Raw genomic sequence first — 14870 nt, 5'->3', positions numbered from 1 at the left:
CGAAATAGCTCCCCCCGCATAGGCCGACGGCCAGCAAGGATGTAAAGACCTTGGTCAGGTGCGCCAACTTTGGATGCATTTGAAGTGAATTCGGCCTACCATCGGCGGGTGGCTGTTCCGACTGTCTTGAGCACCGCCATCTCCCCGGAGCTCTCCGACGAGGCCACCACTCTGTTCACTCCGCTTGGCTCCACGGAGCAGCACGGTCCGCACTTGCCGTTGGATACCGATACCCGGATTGCCGGTGCCGTGGCAACCGCTGCGATCGGGGAGCTGGCAGCGGACTCGGGGGCGGGGCCCATCGCACTCGCCCCGGCCATCGCGTACGGAGCGAGCGGGGAACACCAGTCCTTTGCGGGAACAATCTCGATCGGCACCGAGGTGCTCAGCCGGCTTCTGGTGGAGTACGGGCGATCGGCTACGCAGTGGTGCCGGCGGATCGTCTTCGTCAACGGTCATGGCGGAAACATCGAGGCGGCGGTCTCGGCGGTTCGGCTACTGCGTTCGGAGGGGCGTGATGTGGCGTGGTGGGCGTGCGCGGTCCAGGGCGGTGACGCTCATGCCGGACATGTGGAAACGTCTCTGCTGCTGCATATTTCGCCAGATGTAGTGCGCCGTGAGGAAGTCTTGGCCGGAAACCTGGCGCCGCTGCGTGAGCTGATCGGTCCGATGCGGGCAGGTGGTGTGGCCGCGGTCAGTGCCATCGGTGTCCTTGGGGATCCGACCACCGCCAGCAGTCAGGACGGTGCGCGGATGCTCGAGGCGATGTCTCGAGGATGTGCCGAGGCGGTGCGGCGATGGACACCCGATGCCGACGGGCGGCTGGTATGACCACGAGTGACGAGCAGGCGCAGCCCATGCCTACGTCTCAGGAGCGCCTGCCCGATGGATTTGCGGTGCAGGTTGACCGCCGAGTTCGCGTTCTCGATGAGGGGTCGGCGCTGCTCGGCGGTTCCCCGACGCGGCTGCTGCGCTTGGCGCCCGCTGCCCGATCATTGCTTTCCGGCGGGCGGCTCGAGGTCCGCGATGCCACCAGTGCCCAGTTGGCGCGGACGCTCCTCGATGCCACCGTTGCGCATCCCCGGCCGGTCGGTGGGCCTGGCTATCGCGATGTCACCGTCGTTATTCCCTGTCGTGACAATGGATTCGGACTGCGTCGACTGCTCCGTGCGCTGCGCGGAATGCGGGTGATCGTCGTTGACGATGGGTCCACCATCCCGATCGTGGAGAGCGATCTGGAGGGCTTGCATTGTCACGTGGAGGTAGTGCGTCACGACGAGAGTCAGGGCCCGGCGGCGGCTCGCAACACAGGCCTGCGCCTCGCGACCACTGACTTCGTCGCGTTCCTGGATTCCGATGTGGTGCCCAGACGCGGTTGGCTTGAGGCGCTCCTGGGGCACTTCAGTGACCCGGCGGTAGCCCTTGTCGCACCGAGGATCGTGGGATTGGTGTTGAGTGACAACGCTATTGCCCGATACGAGGCGGTACGGTCCTCGCTCGACCTCGGCCTACGGGAGGCGCCCGTCGTGCCGTACGGGCCGGTGTCGTATGTGCCCAGTGCGGCCATAGTGGTGCGCCGGACCGCGATCGACGAGATCGGCGGATTCGATGAATCGCTGCAGTGCGGTGAGGATGTGGACCTGTGTTGGCGGCTGATCGAGGCGGGGTCTCGGCTGCGCTACGAGCCGGTGTCCCATGTGGCTCACGATCATCGACTCACTCTGCGGGAATGGTTTGCGCGCAAGGCATTCTACGGAAAGAGCGCGGCGCCGCTGTCGACCCGGCACCCCGACAAGGTGGCGCCTATGGTCATCTCCCGATGGACGCTGTTGGTCTGGGTGCTCGCCGCGGTGGGTTCGGGCATGGGCTATCTGGCTGCCGTCGGCATGGCGGCGCTGGCGGCCGGGCGGGTGGCACGCACCTTGCGGGGAGTGGACACTCCGCCGCGCGATGTGGTTCGGGTGGCCGCGCAAGGGGTTGGTGGAGCCGCGCTGCAGATCGCATCCGCACTGTGCCGTCACTACTGGCCGTTGGCGTTGGTGGCGGCCGCGCTCTCACGCCGCAGCCGTCAGGTTCTCCTGGTGGCCGCCATCGTCGACGGCGTGGTGGATTGGATGAAGCGCAACGACAGTTCGGCCTCGCCCGATGACCGCATCGGTTTGATCGAGTACGTACTTCTGAAGCGCCTGGACGACATCGCCTATGGGATAGGGCTGTGGTCTGGGATGGTGCAGGAGCGTGATCTCGGTGCGCTCCGACCGGAACTACGGCCCTGAGCAGGCCGATCCACGCCGATGCCCTCATCGTAGGTGCAGGCAGCGCGGGTTCGATTCTGGCAGGGCGCCTTTCCGAGGATCCATCGTTTCGCGTGGTACTTGTCGAGGCGGGACCGGCGTCATCGGCCGATGAGGATGGCGTTCGTGATGGATACCGGCTGCCGATCGGCCCGGACAGCCAGATCGCCAGCTACTACTGGGCGACACTGACCTCCACGGGGGATCAGGCCGAGCTGGTGCGTGGGTCTGTGGTGGGTGGTTCGGGCGCGATCAACGGCGGCTACTTCGTGCGTGGCCGACCCGCGGACTTCGATGGATGGTCAGTTTCGGGCTGGTCCTGGGCCGATGTGCGCGAAGACTTCCGGGCGATCGAGACCGACCGGGACTTCCGTGACGATCCATTGCATGGGTCTTCGGGGCCCATACCTGTCGGACGCAGGCACGAACAGAGCGCCGCCGGAAGAGAATTGATGGATCACGCGGTCAAACGCGGATATCCGGTGGTGGCCGATCTCAATGGCTCGGCCGGTGTCGGGGTGGGATTGGTCCCGCTCAACATCGACAGCGGAATGCGGGTCGGACCTGCGCGCGCCTACCTGGAAAGCGCAGGCTGGCGTCCCAACCTCGCGGTGTATTCCGGTACCCGGGTGTTGCGGGTGCTGAGCGGTGGCGGGCGGGTGACCGGAGTGCAGGTGACGGTGGGGAGTTCGGTGAGGACCCTGACCGCTGATCGAATCATTCTGAGCGCTGGGGCGATTGAGAGCGCCAAGCTGCTACTGCTGTCCGGACTCGGCCCCGCGGACGATTTACGGGCGGTGGGGGTACAACCCGTTGTGGATCTGCCCGGGGTGGGTACCCGCATCATGGACCATGCGGAATGGGTGCTGGATACCGGTGACGCTGGCCAACAGGGCTACCCGGTGCTGGACACCGTGCTCCATACCGATCGGCAGTCCGGCATTGAGATACGGCCCTATACAACCGGATTCGCCGCGATGGCGGGGGTTAGGGCCGCTGGTGTGGATGCCCGGCAGATCGGTGTGGCGTTGATGACGCCGCAGAGTCGCGGCCGGCTCGAATTGCGATCGGCCGACCCGGCGGCGCCGGTGTACATCGACCTCAGGTACGACAGCGAGACCGCCGATATGGATCGACTGCGCAACGGGGTGCGTTTGGTGTCGGAGCTGTACGGTCGCCGTTTTGGCGGCCCACGGTGGTCCACCTCGCAGCATTTGTGCGGGACGGCTCCGATAGGGAATGACGACGATAAGTATGCCGTTGTCGACAAATACTGTCGTGTCAGGGGAATTGACGGGCTCTTTGTCATCGACGGGTCGATCCTGCCTGCCATTCCGAGCCGAGGGCCGGCTGCCACCATCGCGATGATCGGGCATCGGGCCGCGAGGTTTGTTGCCTGGTCGTAACACGGCAGGAATCTCGGCGCCCGACCCTGTGTTCGCTGCATCTGATGTGTTCGTGCTGTTTATGGCGTATTTTGGGTTGTACAGCCGTCGCCATTGGTTGCGAACTCGCCAGACGAAGAGTTCGCGGCGCTCACCGAAGCCGAGAACGAACTGAAATAGGCACATTATGAGCACTTTTCGTCACATCGCCGGACCGGTCACCTACCAGTTCGGGTCGCTCGCTGAAGTTCTCGCCAAGGCCTCGCCACCGCGGTCCGGTGACGAGCTGGCGGGCTGCGCGGCGCAATCGGATGCTGAGCGTGCGGCGGCGCGCTGGGTGCTCGCCGAGGTGCCGTTGGCGATGTTCCTGAATGAGGAGATCGTCCCGTACGACACCGACGAGGTCACCAGGCTCATCATCGACAGTCATGACGCCGCGGCCTTCGCCGTCATCGCACATCTGACCGTTGGCGATTTTCGGGACTGGCTGTTGGAAACCATCACCAAACCCCATGGAGCACAGTCTCTCAAAGAGGTATCGCCCGGGCTCACGCCCGAGATGGTCGCGGCGGTGAGCAAGCTGATGCGCAATCAAGACCTGATCGCGGTCGGTGCGGCGGTGCGCAATCACAGTGCTTTCCGCACCACCATCGGGCTGCCCGGCACACTCGCGACCCGGTTGCAACCCAACCATCCCACCGACGACGTGCGGGGCATCGCGGCGGCCACTCTCGATGGCCTGCTGTTGGGGTGTGGTGATGCCGTCATCGGGATCAACCCGGCGACCGATTCCCCACATGCCGCAGGAGATCTGCTGCGCCTCATCGACGACATCCGTGTGCGATTCGATATCCCCACCCAGTCGTCCGTGCTCGCACACGTCACCACCACGATCGAGCTGATCGAGCGAAACCTCCCGGTGGACTTGGTGTTCCAGTCGATCGCCGGCACCGAAGGCGCCAACGAAAGCTTCGGGGTCAACCTGGCGCTGCTGCGGGAGGCCAATGAAGCCGGGCGCTCGCTGGCACGCGGCACCGTGGGTAACAACGTCATGTACCTGGAAACGGGGCAGGGGTCGGCGCTATCGGCGGGAGCGCATCTCGGAGTGGGCGGCGTCGCGGTTGATCAGCAGACCCTGGAGGCCCGGGCCTACGCCGTCGCACGTGAGGTACAGCCGCTCCTGGTCAATACCGTCGTGGGATTCATTGGGCCGGAATATCTTTACGATGGAAAACAGATCATCAGGGCCGGCCTGGAAGATCACTTCTGTGGCAAGTTACTCGGACTGCCCATGGGCGTGGATGTCTGCTACACCAATCACGCCGAAGCTGATTCCGATGACATGGATGTGCTGCTCACCGTGCTGACCGCGGCGGGGGTCGCGTTTGTCATCGCCGTCCCCGGCGCCGACGACGTCATGCTGGGGTATCAGAGCCTGTCCTTCCACGACGCGCTCTTCGCCCGCCGCACCTTCGGGCTGCGACCTGCCCCGGAGTTCAACGACTGGCTCGAGCGCATGGGCATGCTGGACCGCGACGGCGGACTGCGGGAGATTCCGGTCAGCGACTCCCCGTTGCGGGCGCTGATATGAGCGATATCGCCAACAACGGAGCCGCGCAGAATATCTGGGACACCTTGCGGCGATCTACGCAATCCCGGATCGGTTTGGGGCGCAGTGGCGATGCGCTGCCCACCACCCGAGTGCTGGAGTTCGGTACCGCGCATGCCGCCGCCCGCGACGCGGTACACACGCCCCTGGACGCACCCGCGCTGGCGGGCCGGATCGACGGCCTCGGGCTTGGCGTGCCGCTACTGGTGACCAGCCGCGCGGCAGATCGGTCCGAATATCTGCGCCGGCCCGACCTGGGGCGAGCCCCTGCCGACGGCGCACTTGACGTGCTGCCTGGATCCGGCGGCGATATCGGGATCGTGCTGGCGGACGGACTCTCGCCGCGCGCTCTCGACGACCACGGGGTACCGCTGTTGCAGGCACTGCACCAGCGGCTTCGCGGGTATTCGCTTGCCCCGTTGGTCATCGCGACCCAGGCGCGGGTGGCCCTGGGCGATCACATCGGCGCGGCCCTCGGCGTCGACACCGTGCTGGTGCTCATCGGGGAACGTCCGGGTCTATCGGTCGCGGACAGTGTCGGGATCTATCTCACGCACAATCCCGTCGTCGGATGTACTGATGCGCAACGTAATTGCGTTTCCAACATTCATCCCCCCGAAGGGCTCGGCTATGACCAGGCCGCACAGGTGGTCGCCGCCCTGGTGGCGGGAGCGCGGCAGATCGGCAGGTCCGGCGTCGACCTCAAGGACATGAGCGGGGCCGGCAATCAGATCGAAGGAGCTGGGCCCGAGCTGCCCACCTAACGGGACGACCTGCCGGGGTCAACCGGGTGGTTGGTTACCATCGGGAAATGGCCCTCGACCCTCGCACGCCGGTCCTCGTCGGAACCGGACAGGTCAACCAGCGGACAGACGCCGACACCCCGTTCTCGGAGATCCCGGAGCCCATCGATCTCATGGAGCAGGCCGCACGTCTGGCGGCGGAGGACGCGGGTACGGCCGAGCTGCTTGCCGCGATCGACACGATATCGGTGGCGAACATCTTCTCCTGGAAGTACCGCGACCCGGGCGCGCTGCTCGGTGAGCGACTGGGGGCGGTGCCCAAGCGCACCTTCTACACCGGGGCCAGCGGCAACTCACCGCAGCTGCTGGTCAACAACGCGGCCGCCGATATTCGCGCCGGGGACGCCGACGTGGTTCTCATCGGTGGTGCGGAGATGTGGCGTTCGCGCAACAAAATGATGGCCACCGGCGTACAGCCCACCTGGACCAGCCAGGACGAATCCGTACCCGAGGCAACAGTTCTCGGCGGTCGCATGGATCAGGTCGGTGGCGCCGAAACCGCGATCGGGCTGATCTCTCCCGGTCACGTCTATCCGCTGTTCGAGCAGGCCATCCGCGTCGCCAACGGTGCTTCCATCGCAGAGCACCGCGCCGCGATTTCGCAGCTGTGGCAACGCTTCAACGCGGTGGCGGTGAACAACCCGCACGCCTGGTCCAACGACGCCTACACCGCCGAGGAGATTGCCACTCCCGGCCCCGACAATCGATGGATCAGCTCTCCGTACACCAAGCTGATGAACTCCAACAACATGGTGGAGCAAGGCGCGGTAGTGCTGCTTACCTCACTGGAAACAGCGCAGCGGCTACGAATTCCGAAGGACCGCTGGATATTTCCGCTCGCTGGCGCTCAGGCCAACGACACCTTCGCACTCAGCGAGCGCCTCGAGCTGCACCGTTCACCGGCCATCCGGCTGGCGGGTAGGCGCGCGTTCGAGATCGCCGGGCTGGGTACCGACGATGTGGAGTTGATCGATATCTATTCTTGCTTCCCGTCGGCGGTACAGGTCGCGGCCACCGAGCTGGGGCTGGCGCTCGATGATCCGGCGCGGCCGCTGACGGTCACCGGTGGTCTCACCTTCGCGGGTGGCCCCTGGTGCAACTACGTGACCCACTCCATCGCCACCATGGCCCAGCGGTTGCGTGCCCGTCCAGGTGCGAAGGGTCTGATCACCGCCAACGGCGGGTACCTCACCAAACATGCGTTCGGAATCTACGGAACCGAGCCGCCCGCCTCCGGTTTCCGGTTCGAGGATGTGCAGGCCGAGGTGGATCAAGAACCCCGGACCGAGGCCGCCGACGGCTACGCGGGCACGGCAACCGTCGAAGCGTGGACCGTCAACTACGGACGGGACGGATCGCCGTTCCAGGCATTCGTGAGCGTGCGCACGCCCTCGGGAGCACGTACCTTCGCCAAGATCGACGACCGCGATGCCTCCGCGCAGTTCGCGGATGCCGACATCGCCGGTGCCTCAATCGAAGTCGCGGCGGATGGGTCGGCGCGGCTCAACTAGCGTGGACCGCTAGCGCAGGGTGTAGCGGATCGGCAGGTGTTTGATGCCGCCGACAAAGATGGTGGATGTCCGCTCGATGTTCCCGTCGATCTCGATGGACTCAAGGCGGGGCAACAACGCCGAGAAGAAGCTGTTGACCTCCATCCGCGCCAGCGCAGCTCCCAGACAGAAGTGCACACCGAAACCGAATGCCAGATGCTTGTTGGGGTCTCGTGCGATGTCGAAGGTGAACGGATCGGTGAAGGTGTCCTCGTCGCGGTTGCCCGAGGGATAAGACAACAGCACCGATTCACCCTCGGCGATCGGCACACCGCGAATCTCGGTGTCGGCGGTCGCTGTTCGCATGAATTCCTTGACCGGTGTGACCCAACGGATCATCTCGTCGACCGCCAGCGGCATCAGATTCGGATGCTCGCGCAGCCGCGCCAGCTGGTCGGGATGCTCCAGGAGCGCCTCGAGTCCTCCGGCGATGGTGGCGCTGGTGGTGTCATGTCCGGCGGTGGCGATGATCGTGTAGTAGGACGCGGTATCGACGTCGCTCAACAGCTCGCCGTCGACCTTCGCGTTGGCGATCGTCGATGCCAGGTCATCGGTGGGGTTCTCGCGGCGGGATGCGGTCAGACCGCTGAAGTATCCGAAAAAATCCAGTAGGGCCAGCAGCTGCTCCTCAGGAGTGGCGCCGCGCTGGAATTCGGTGTCGTCGCCGCCGAAGAGTTCCTGGGTGAGTTTGAGCATCCGGTCGAAGTCCGATTCGGGAATGCCGAGCAGCGACATGATGACGTACAGGGGGAAGTGCACCGCGACATCCTGTGCGAAATCGCAGGTACCGCCGGCCTCCAGCAGTTTGTTCACATATCGGGCGGCGAGTTCATCGGTGCGGAGTTTCATGTCCCGCATGGCCTTCGGCCGGAACCAGTCGGCGCCGATGGCGCGCAGCACGCGATGCTTGGGGTCGTCGATGTGCACAAGCGTCTTGAGCTCGATCCCCATGGCGGCCTGCTTATCCAGCTCGGCTTCCTGCTCAAGGTTCATCAGCAGCGGACGCGGCTCATTGATCCACAGCGCGTTGTTGCGTTCGATGTCCATGATGTCGTCGTGTTTGGTGATCGCCCAGAACGGTCGGTAATTGTCAGCGATCACCTTCGCGACGGGTTGTTCGCGCCGCAGCAGCGTCATCGCGGCATGCAGCCGGGGCTCGTCGGCGTAGGCGGTGGGATCGGCCAAGACTCGGCCGGCTTCTTCGATGTCAGACAATGCGGTGGCCATAGCCGGAGTGTGCGCGCGTCACACCATAGATTTGTCTATAACGGCCGAATTGGCCGACAGGGCGTGCTACGCGGGCGTCACCCAGGTGGTGATCTCTGCTTTGACCACTTCTTTGCCGTCACGATCGGTGATGCTGATCGGCACGACGACGTCGGTGCCTTCGGTGATGGAGGCGAAGTCGACGCCCTCCAGCTTGGCGATGGCACGCAGCGAGGTGGTGGCCTTGCCGAGGTACTGGACGTTCATCGCCTTGGGAATCCAACGATGCGTAGACGGGGTGGTCGCTTCCATCAGCATGCCCATCGCGACTTCGGCCAGGTTGCACGCGGCGATCGCGTGGAAGGTCTTGATGTGGTTGTAGACGAAGTACCACTTAGGGGCGGTCACCTCGCAGTAGCCCGGTTCCATCCGGTGCACGTGCGGCACCACCGAGGCGAAGTATGGGACACGGGCCATCATGGCGGCGGAGAACAGGGCGGAACCGCCGGGCTTGTTATGCAGACGCTGCCAGATCTTGTAGGTCGGAGATGCGCTCACGGTGCGTACCTTACTCGAAAGTAAGATCAGTGCGAACCCCACTGACTACTCGTCGCCTATGGCCAGAGCTGCGTGCGCTCCCAGTCGTCCCCGGCTCGCTGATAACTAAGTCTCAGGTGCTTGCGGTCGGGAGAGCCCTGCCAAAACTCGATCTGCGTCGGCCGCACGGCGTAGGACACCCATTCGGCCGGGACGAGCTCGGGGTCGTCGGTCAGCTTCCGGTGCGCCTTCGCTATCTCGGCGTCGATTTCCGCCGGATCCGCCAGCGGCTGGCTCTGTCGCAGTGTCAACGCCATCGCCCGCGAACCGATGGGCCTGCCGAGGAAGTCGGCGGCACTTGCCTGCGCGCCGTCGTCCACCACGGTGCCCACCACCCGCACCTGTCGCACCACCTCGGGCCAATGGAAGGTCAGCGCGGCGGCGGGATGAGCGGACAAGTCGCGGCCCTTCTGGCTCGCCGAGCTCGCGGCGAAATGCCAGCCGTCCTTGTCGATGGCTTTGAGAATCAGCACCCGTGCGCGCGGTGCACCCAGGGCGTCGACAGTGGAGATCGTCATCGCCTGCGGTTCCGGCACGCCCGCCTGCGCGGCCTGCTCGATCCATTCGATGAACAAGGGGAGCGGTTCGGCGGGCGCAGACCCGATATCGAAGGGCGGCGCACTGCCGGCCAGTACGGGTAGCGCCCGTAGGAATGAACGCCCTCCGTCGGCATCGAGCCAGCGCACCTCACAACCTCCTCGAGTGGAACTTGTACTACCGTTCCACATGCCCCCGGAACCGCAGGTCACCGGGTTCCAATCGCCGCCCCGAGGGTGTTACCGCGGGGATTTGGCCGCAGCCGCCGGATAAGGCATACTGTTCGGGTTGCCGTGAACCGGTTGCGACGCCTTTTTGTGGCGCGTGAACGGGGACGGCGAACCACTAGCGCCCTTACGGGCGCGTCGGCCCAGTCCAAGCGACGAGAATTTTCGACGCGGACGACTGCGCGTGAGGGCGACACGCCCGACCGCGGGGGTCGGTGAACTACGACAGGTAAACAGCGGCGGTATCGGGTTGCGCGCTTCGGCGTGCTCCGGACCAGTGACAGTAGAGGTAGGAAGCGTGGCGGGACAGAAGATCCGCATCAGGCTTAAGGCCTACGACCATGAGGCGATTGACGCCTCGGCGCGCAAGATTGTTGAGACGGTGACCCGTACCGGCGCGAGTGTCGTTGGACCTGTGCCGCTGCCGACCGAGAAGAACGTGTACTGCGTTATCCGGTCGCCGCACAAGTACAAGGATTCGCGCGAGCATTTCGAGATGCGCACCCACAAGCGGCTCATCGACATCCTCGACCCGACGCCGAAGACGGTTGACGCGCTCATGCGCATCGACCTGCCGGCCAGCGTCGACGTGAACATCCAGTAGGAGAACCAGAAACCATGGCAAGAAAAGGAATTCTGGGCACCAAGCTGGGTATGACACAGGTGTTCGACGACAACAACCGGGTTGTTCCGGTGACCGTCGTCAAGGCCGGACCCAATGTGGTGACCCGCATCCGCACCACCGAGCAGGACGGCTACAGCGCCGTGCAGCTCGCGTATGGCGAGATCAGCCCCCGCAAGGTGACCAAGCCGGTCACCGGTCAGTTCGCCGCCGCGGGCATAAACCCGCGTCGTCACCTGGCCGAGCTGCGCCTGGACGATGAGGCCGCCGTCGCCGAGTACGAGGTTGGCCAGGAGCTGACCGCCGAGATCTTCAGTGACGGCGCGTACGTCGACGTCACCGGGACCTCGAAGGGTAAGGGCTTCGCCGGAACTATGAAGCGTCACGGCTTCAGTGGTCAGGGCGCCAGCCACGGTGCGCAGGCCGTACACCGTCGTCCCGGTTCGATCGGTGGCTGCGCCACCCCGGGTCGTGTCTTCAAGGGCACCCGGATGTCCGGACGTATGGGTAGCGATCGCGTCACCACGCAGAACCTGGTGGTGCACAAGGTTGATGCCGAGAACGGCGTACTGCTGATCAAGGGTGCCATCCCCGGACGTAAGGGTGGCCTGGTTGTGGTCCGCACCGCTGTCAAGCGAGGTGAGAAGTGAGCACTTTGAAGATTGACGTCAAGGCTCCGGGTGGCAAGACGGACGGCTCCATCGAGCTGCCGGCCGAATTGTTCGACGCCCCAGCCAATATCGCGCTGCTGCACCAGGTGGTGACCGCTCAGCTGGCCGCCGGCCGTCAGGGCACCCACGCCACCAAGACGCGTGGCCTGGTGTCCGGTGGTGGCAAGAAGCCGTACCGGCAGAAGGGAACCGGCCGTGCCCGTCAGGGTTCGACCCGCGCCCCGCAGTTCACCGGTGGTGGCATCGTCCACGGCCCGCAGCCGCGTGACTACAGCCAGCGGACCCCCAAGAAGATGATCGCCGCCGCCCTGCGCGGTGCGTTGTCGGACCGGGCCCGCAACGGCCGGATCCATGCCATCACCGAACTGGTTGCCGGACAGGAACCCTCGACCAAGAGCGCCAAGTCGTTCCTGGCCGAGATCACCGACCGCAAGCAGCTGCTGGTGGTGCTGGGCCGCGACGACTTGGCTTCGGTCAAGAGCGTCCGGAACCTGCCGAACGTGCATGTGCTGGCCTACGACCAGCTCAACACCTATGACGTGTTGAAGGCCGATGACGTTGTGTTCAGCGTCGAGGCACTCAACGGCTTCATCAACGCCAAGAAGAAAGAGGAGGTGTCGGCCTGATGGCAACCATCGCTGACCCCCGCGACATCATCCTGGCCCCGGTGATCTCGGAGAAGTCGTACTCGTTGATCGAAGACAACGTGTACACCTTCATCGTCCACCCGGACTCGAACAAGACGCAGATCAAGATCGCCATTGAGCAGATCTTCAGCGTCAAGGTCTCCTCGGTGAACACCGCAAACCGTCAGGGCAAGCGCAAGCGCACCCGCACCGGTTTCGGACAGCGCAAGAGCACCAAGCGCGCCATCGTCACCCTGGCACCGGGCAGCAAGCCGATCGACCTGTTTGGAGCCCCCGCGTAGTCGGGGAGTAGAGGACTAGAGAAGACATGGCTATTCGCAAGTACAAGCCGACGACCCCCGGTCGCCGCGGCTCGAGCGTCGCCGATTTCTCGGAGATCACTCGCTCGACTCCCGAGAAGTCGCTGATCCGCCCGCTGCACGGCACCGGTGGACGTAACGCCCACGGCCGCATCACCACTCGCCACAAGGGTGGTGGCCACAAGCGTGCCTACCGGCTGATTGATTTCCGTCGCCACGACAAGGACGGCGTCAACGCCAAGGTCGCGCACATCGAGTACGACCCCAACCGCACCGCACGCATCGCGCTGCTGCACTTCCTGGATGGCGAGAAGCGTTACATCATCGCGCCGGTCGGGCTGTCGCAGGGTGATGTGGTGGAGTCGGGCGCCAACGCCGACATCAAGCCGGGCAACAACCTGCCGCTGCGCAACATCCCGACGGGTACCACGGTGCACGCCGTGGAGCTGCGTCCGGGCGGTGGCGCCAAGCTGGCTCGCTCCGCCGGTTCCGGTATCCAGCTGCTGGGTAAGGAAGGCGCCTACGCCTCCCTGCGCATGCCCAGCGGTGAGATCCGTCGTGTCGACGTGCGCTGCCGCGCCACCGTCGGCGAGGTCGGTAACGCCGAGCAGGCCAACATCAACTGGGGTAAGGCCGGCCGTATGCGGTGGAAGGGCAAGCGCCCCACCGTCCGTGGTGTCGTGATGAACCCGGTCGACCACCCGCACGGTGGTGGTGAAGGTAAGACCTCTGGTGGTCGTCACCCGGTGAGCCCGTGGGGCAAGCCGGAAGGCCGCACCCGCAAGCCGAACAAGGCGAGCGACAAGCTCATCGTCCGTCGCCGGCGCACCGGCAAGAAGCGCTAGGAGTAAGCGATGCCACGCAGCCTCAAGAAGGGCCCGTTCATCGACGACCATCTGCTCAAGAAGGTCGACGTGCAGAACGAGAAGAACACCAAGCAGGTCATCAAGACCTGGTCGCGTCGGTCGACCATCATCCCCGACTTCATTGGCCACACCTTCGCGGTGCACGACGGGCGTAAGCACGTCCCCGTCTTCGTCACCGAGTCGATGGTCGGTCACAAGCTGGGCGAGTTCGCCCCGACGCGCACCTTCAAGGGTCACATCAAGGACGACCGAAAGAGCAAGCGGCGATGACCACTACTACCGAATTTCCTTCGGCGACAGCCAAGGCCCGCTTCGTGCGGGTCTCGCCGACCAAGGCACGCCGGGTCATCGACCTGGTGCGCGGCAAGTCGGTGAACGACGCGATCGACATCCTGCGGTGGGCGCCGCAGGCGGCCAGCGAGCCGGTGGCCAAGGTCATCGCCAGCGCTGCTGCCAACGCGCAGAACAACGACGGCCTGGATCCCTCCACCCTCGTGGTGTCGGAGATCTTCGCCGACGAGGGCCCGACCGCCAAGCGCATCCGTCCCCGCGCGCAGGGTCGTGCGTTCCGGATCCGCAAGCGCACCAGCCACATCACTGTGGTGGTGGAGAGCCGTCCCAAGACCGACAAGGGCGGTAAGGCCGGAGCCTCCGCTGCCGGCTCTCGCGCCCGCCGGGCCGAGGGCTCGAAGGCTGCCGCCAAGAAGACTGAGTCAAAGGGAGGCACCAGCTAGTGGGCCAGAAGATCAATCCGCACGGTTTCCGGCTCGGTATCACCACCGACTGGAAGTCCCGCTGGTACGCCGACAAGCAGTACGCGGACTATGTCAAGGAAGACGTGGCGATCCGCCGTCTGCTGGCCACTGGCCTGGAGCGTGCCGGTATCGCCAAGGTGGAGATCGAGCGCACCCGTGACCGGGTTCGCGTCGACATCCACACCGCGCGTCCCGGCATCGTCATCGGCCGTCGTGGCACCGAGGCCGACCGCATCCGCGCCGACCTGGAGAAGCTGACCGGCAAGCAGGTGCAGCTGAACATCCTCGAGGTGAAGAACCCCGAGGCCGAGGCGCAGCTGGTTGCCCAGGGTGTCGCCGAGCAGCTCTCGAATCGTGTGGCATTCCGCCGCGCAATGCGCAAGGCCATCCAGTCGGCCATGCGTCAGCCGAACGTCAAGGGCATCCGGGTGCAGTGCTCCGGCCGCCTGGGCGGTGCTGAGATGAGCCGTTCGGAGTTCTACCGCGAAGGTCGGGTGCCGCTGCACACGCTGCGTGCCGATATCGACTACGGCCTGTACGAGGCCAAGACCACCTTCGGCCGCATCGGTGTGAAGGTCTGGATCTACAAGGGCGACATCGTCGGTGGCAAGCGCGAGCTCGCCGCCTCGGTGGCCGCGCCCGCCGGTGACCGTCCGCGCCGTGAGCGTCCGGCCGGTGCCCGTCCGCGTCGTAGCGGCGCCTCGGGTACCACCGCGACGAGCACTGAGGCCGGCCGTGCCGCCGTGGAAAACACCGCGACCCCGGACGCATCTGCGGCCGAGACAAGCACGGAGAGCTAAAC

At 65.1% G+C, this 14870-nt stretch carries 17 protein-coding genes; 14 read left to right on the top strand and 3 right to left on the bottom strand.

Going from position 1 to position 14870, the window contains the following annotated elements:
- The first annotated feature begins 84 nt into the window (after positions 1-84).
- From mftE to ABG82_RS21710, 6 genes are all read left to right on the top strand, one after another.
- The gene (mftE, locus tag ABG82_RS21735; protein ID WP_043076442.1) at positions 85-831 is read left to right on the top strand and encodes a mycofactocin biosynthesis peptidyl-dipeptidase MftE; all 747 of its coding nucleotides are present in this window, start codon (positions 85-87) and stop codon (positions 829-831) included.
- A complete protein-coding gene (gene mftF, locus ABG82_RS21730; protein ID WP_043076443.1) occupies positions 828-2276 on the top strand; it encodes a mycofactocin biosynthesis glycosyltransferase MftF in 1449 nt (482 codons plus the stop codon). Before mftE ends, mftF begins: the two co-directional genes overlap by 4 nt.
- Before the next feature lie 8 nt (positions 2277-2284).
- Positions 2285-3700, top strand: a complete 1416-nt coding sequence (gene mftG / locus ABG82_RS21725) for a mycofactocin dehydrogenase MftG (RefSeq protein WP_043076444.1) — start codon at positions 2285-2287, stop codon at positions 3698-3700.
- Positions 3701-3866: 166 nt separating this feature from the next.
- The gene (locus tag ABG82_RS21720; protein WP_043076445.1) at positions 3867-5270 is read left to right on the top strand and encodes an ethanolamine ammonia-lyase subunit EutB; all 1404 of its coding nucleotides are present in this window, start codon (positions 3867-3869) and stop codon (positions 5268-5270) included.
- Positions 5267-6052 carry an ethanolamine ammonia-lyase subunit EutC gene (gene eutC / locus ABG82_RS21715; protein ID WP_043076446.1) on the top strand — a complete coding sequence of 262 codons (786 nt, stop codon included), beginning with the start codon at positions 5267-5269 and terminating at the stop codon, positions 6050-6052. Before ABG82_RS21720 ends, eutC begins: the two co-directional genes overlap by 4 nt.
- A 47-nt stretch (positions 6053-6099) precedes the next feature.
- The gene (locus tag ABG82_RS21710; RefSeq protein ID WP_043076447.1) at positions 6100-7602 is read left to right on the top strand and encodes an acetyl-CoA acetyltransferase; all 1503 of its coding nucleotides are present in this window, start codon (positions 6100-6102) and stop codon (positions 7600-7602) included.
- A 9-nt stretch (positions 7603-7611) separates the two neighbouring features.
- Here ABG82_RS21710 and ABG82_RS21705 read toward each other — a convergent pair whose 3' ends face one another.
- The 3 genes from ABG82_RS21705 to ABG82_RS21695 form a co-directional block, all read right to left on the bottom strand.
- Positions 7612-8868 carry a cytochrome P450 gene (locus ABG82_RS21705; protein WP_043076448.1) on the bottom strand — a complete coding sequence of 419 codons (1257 nt, stop codon included), beginning with the start codon at positions 8866-8868 and terminating at the stop codon, positions 7612-7614.
- Between the two features lie 66 nt (positions 8869-8934).
- Entirely contained in the window at positions 8935-9405 is a 471-nt protein-coding gene (locus ABG82_RS21700) for a hotdog fold domain-containing protein (RefSeq protein WP_043076629.1), read from the bottom strand.
- 56 nt (positions 9406-9461) lie between these two features.
- On the bottom strand, positions 9462-10130 hold the full coding sequence (locus tag ABG82_RS21695) for a pyridoxine/pyridoxamine 5'-phosphate oxidase (RefSeq protein ID WP_043076449.1): 669 nt from the start codon (positions 10128-10130) through the stop codon (positions 9462-9464).
- Positions 10131-10506: 376 nt separating this feature from the next.
- On the opposite strand from ABG82_RS21695, the gene rpsJ reads away from it, so the two are divergent.
- From rpsJ to rpsC, 8 genes are read left to right on the top strand one after another with little or no spacing between them, the layout of a single operon-like run.
- On the top strand, positions 10507-10812 hold the full coding sequence (gene rpsJ / locus ABG82_RS21690; RefSeq protein ID WP_003883485.1) for a 30S ribosomal protein S10: 306 nt from the start codon (positions 10507-10509) through the stop codon (positions 10810-10812).
- A 14-nt stretch (positions 10813-10826) separates the two neighbouring features.
- The gene (gene rplC, locus ABG82_RS21685; RefSeq protein WP_043076450.1) at positions 10827-11480 is read left to right on the top strand and encodes a 50S ribosomal protein L3; all 654 of its coding nucleotides are present in this window, start codon (positions 10827-10829) and stop codon (positions 11478-11480) included.
- 5 nt (positions 11481-11485) lie between these two features.
- Positions 11486-12127 (top strand): 50S ribosomal protein L4, encoded by a 642-nt coding sequence (gene rplD / locus ABG82_RS21680; RefSeq protein ID WP_043076630.1) that lies wholly within the window; start codon positions 11486-11488, stop codon positions 12125-12127.
- On the top strand, positions 12127-12429 hold the full coding sequence (rplW, locus tag ABG82_RS21675) for a 50S ribosomal protein L23 (RefSeq protein WP_005055645.1): 303 nt from the start codon (positions 12127-12129) through the stop codon (positions 12427-12429). Before rplD ends, rplW begins: the two co-directional genes overlap by 1 nt.
- A 26-nt stretch (positions 12430-12455) precedes the next feature.
- On the top strand, positions 12456-13292 hold the full coding sequence (rplB, locus tag ABG82_RS21670; protein WP_005055646.1) for a 50S ribosomal protein L2: 837 nt from the start codon (positions 12456-12458) through the stop codon (positions 13290-13292).
- A 9-nt stretch (positions 13293-13301) separates the two neighbouring features.
- Complete coding sequence (gene rpsS, locus ABG82_RS21665; RefSeq protein WP_005055647.1) at positions 13302-13583, top strand: 30S ribosomal protein S19; 282 nt, start codon at positions 13302-13304, stop codon at positions 13581-13583.
- A complete protein-coding gene (rplV, locus tag ABG82_RS21660) occupies positions 13580-14047 on the top strand; it encodes a 50S ribosomal protein L22 (protein WP_043076451.1) in 468 nt (155 codons plus the stop codon). The genes rpsS and rplV overlap by 4 nt, the downstream gene beginning before the upstream one ends.
- The gene (gene rpsC / locus ABG82_RS21655) at positions 14047-14868 is read left to right on the top strand and encodes a 30S ribosomal protein S3 (RefSeq protein WP_043076452.1); all 822 of its coding nucleotides are present in this window, start codon (positions 14047-14049) and stop codon (positions 14866-14868) included. Before rplV ends, rpsC begins: the two co-directional genes overlap by 1 nt.
- Positions 14869-14870 lie beyond the last annotated feature (2 nt).

It is taken from the genome of Mycobacteroides immunogenum (genome assembly GCF_001605725.1).
GTDB lineage: Bacteria > Actinomycetota > Actinomycetes > Mycobacteriales > Mycobacteriaceae > Mycobacterium > Mycobacterium immunogenum.
The sequence above is the reverse complement of the archived record's forward strand: the minus strand, read 5'-3'. Positions and strand labels throughout refer to the sequence as shown.

Excerpts from the sequence above, each read along its gene's own strand:
- rpsS (WP_005055647.1), top strand. The coding sequence starts at position 13,302 with ATGCCACGCAGCCTCAAGAAGGGCCCGTTCATCGACGACCATCTGCTC.
- rplW (WP_005055645.1), top strand. The coding sequence starts at position 12,127 with ATGGCAACCATCGCTGACCCCCGCGACATCATCCTGGCCCCGGTGATC.
- eutC (WP_043076446.1), top strand. The coding sequence starts at position 5,267 with ATGAGCGATATCGCCAACAACGGAGCCGCGCAGAATATCTGGGACACC.
- ABG82_RS21720 (WP_043076445.1), top strand. The coding sequence starts at position 3,867 with ATGAGCACTTTTCGTCACATCGCCGGACCGGTCACCTACCAGTTCGGG.
- rplC (WP_043076450.1), top strand. The coding sequence starts at position 10,827 with ATGGCAAGAAAAGGAATTCTGGGCACCAAGCTGGGTATGACACAGGTG.
- mftF (WP_043076443.1), top strand. The coding sequence starts at position 828 with ATGACCACGAGTGACGAGCAGGCGCAGCCCATGCCTACGTCTCAGGAG.
- rplB (WP_005055646.1), top strand. The coding sequence starts at position 12,456 with ATGGCTATTCGCAAGTACAAGCCGACGACCCCCGGTCGCCGCGGCTCG.
- ABG82_RS21705 (WP_043076448.1), bottom strand. The coding sequence starts at position 8,868 with ATGGCCACCGCATTGTCTGACATCGAAGAAGCCGGCCGAGTCTTGGCC.
- rplV (WP_043076451.1), top strand. The coding sequence starts at position 13,580 with ATGACCACTACTACCGAATTTCCTTCGGCGACAGCCAAGGCCCGCTTC.
- ABG82_RS21710 (WP_043076447.1), top strand. The coding sequence starts at position 6,100 with ATGGCCCTCGACCCTCGCACGCCGGTCCTCGTCGGAACCGGACAGGTC.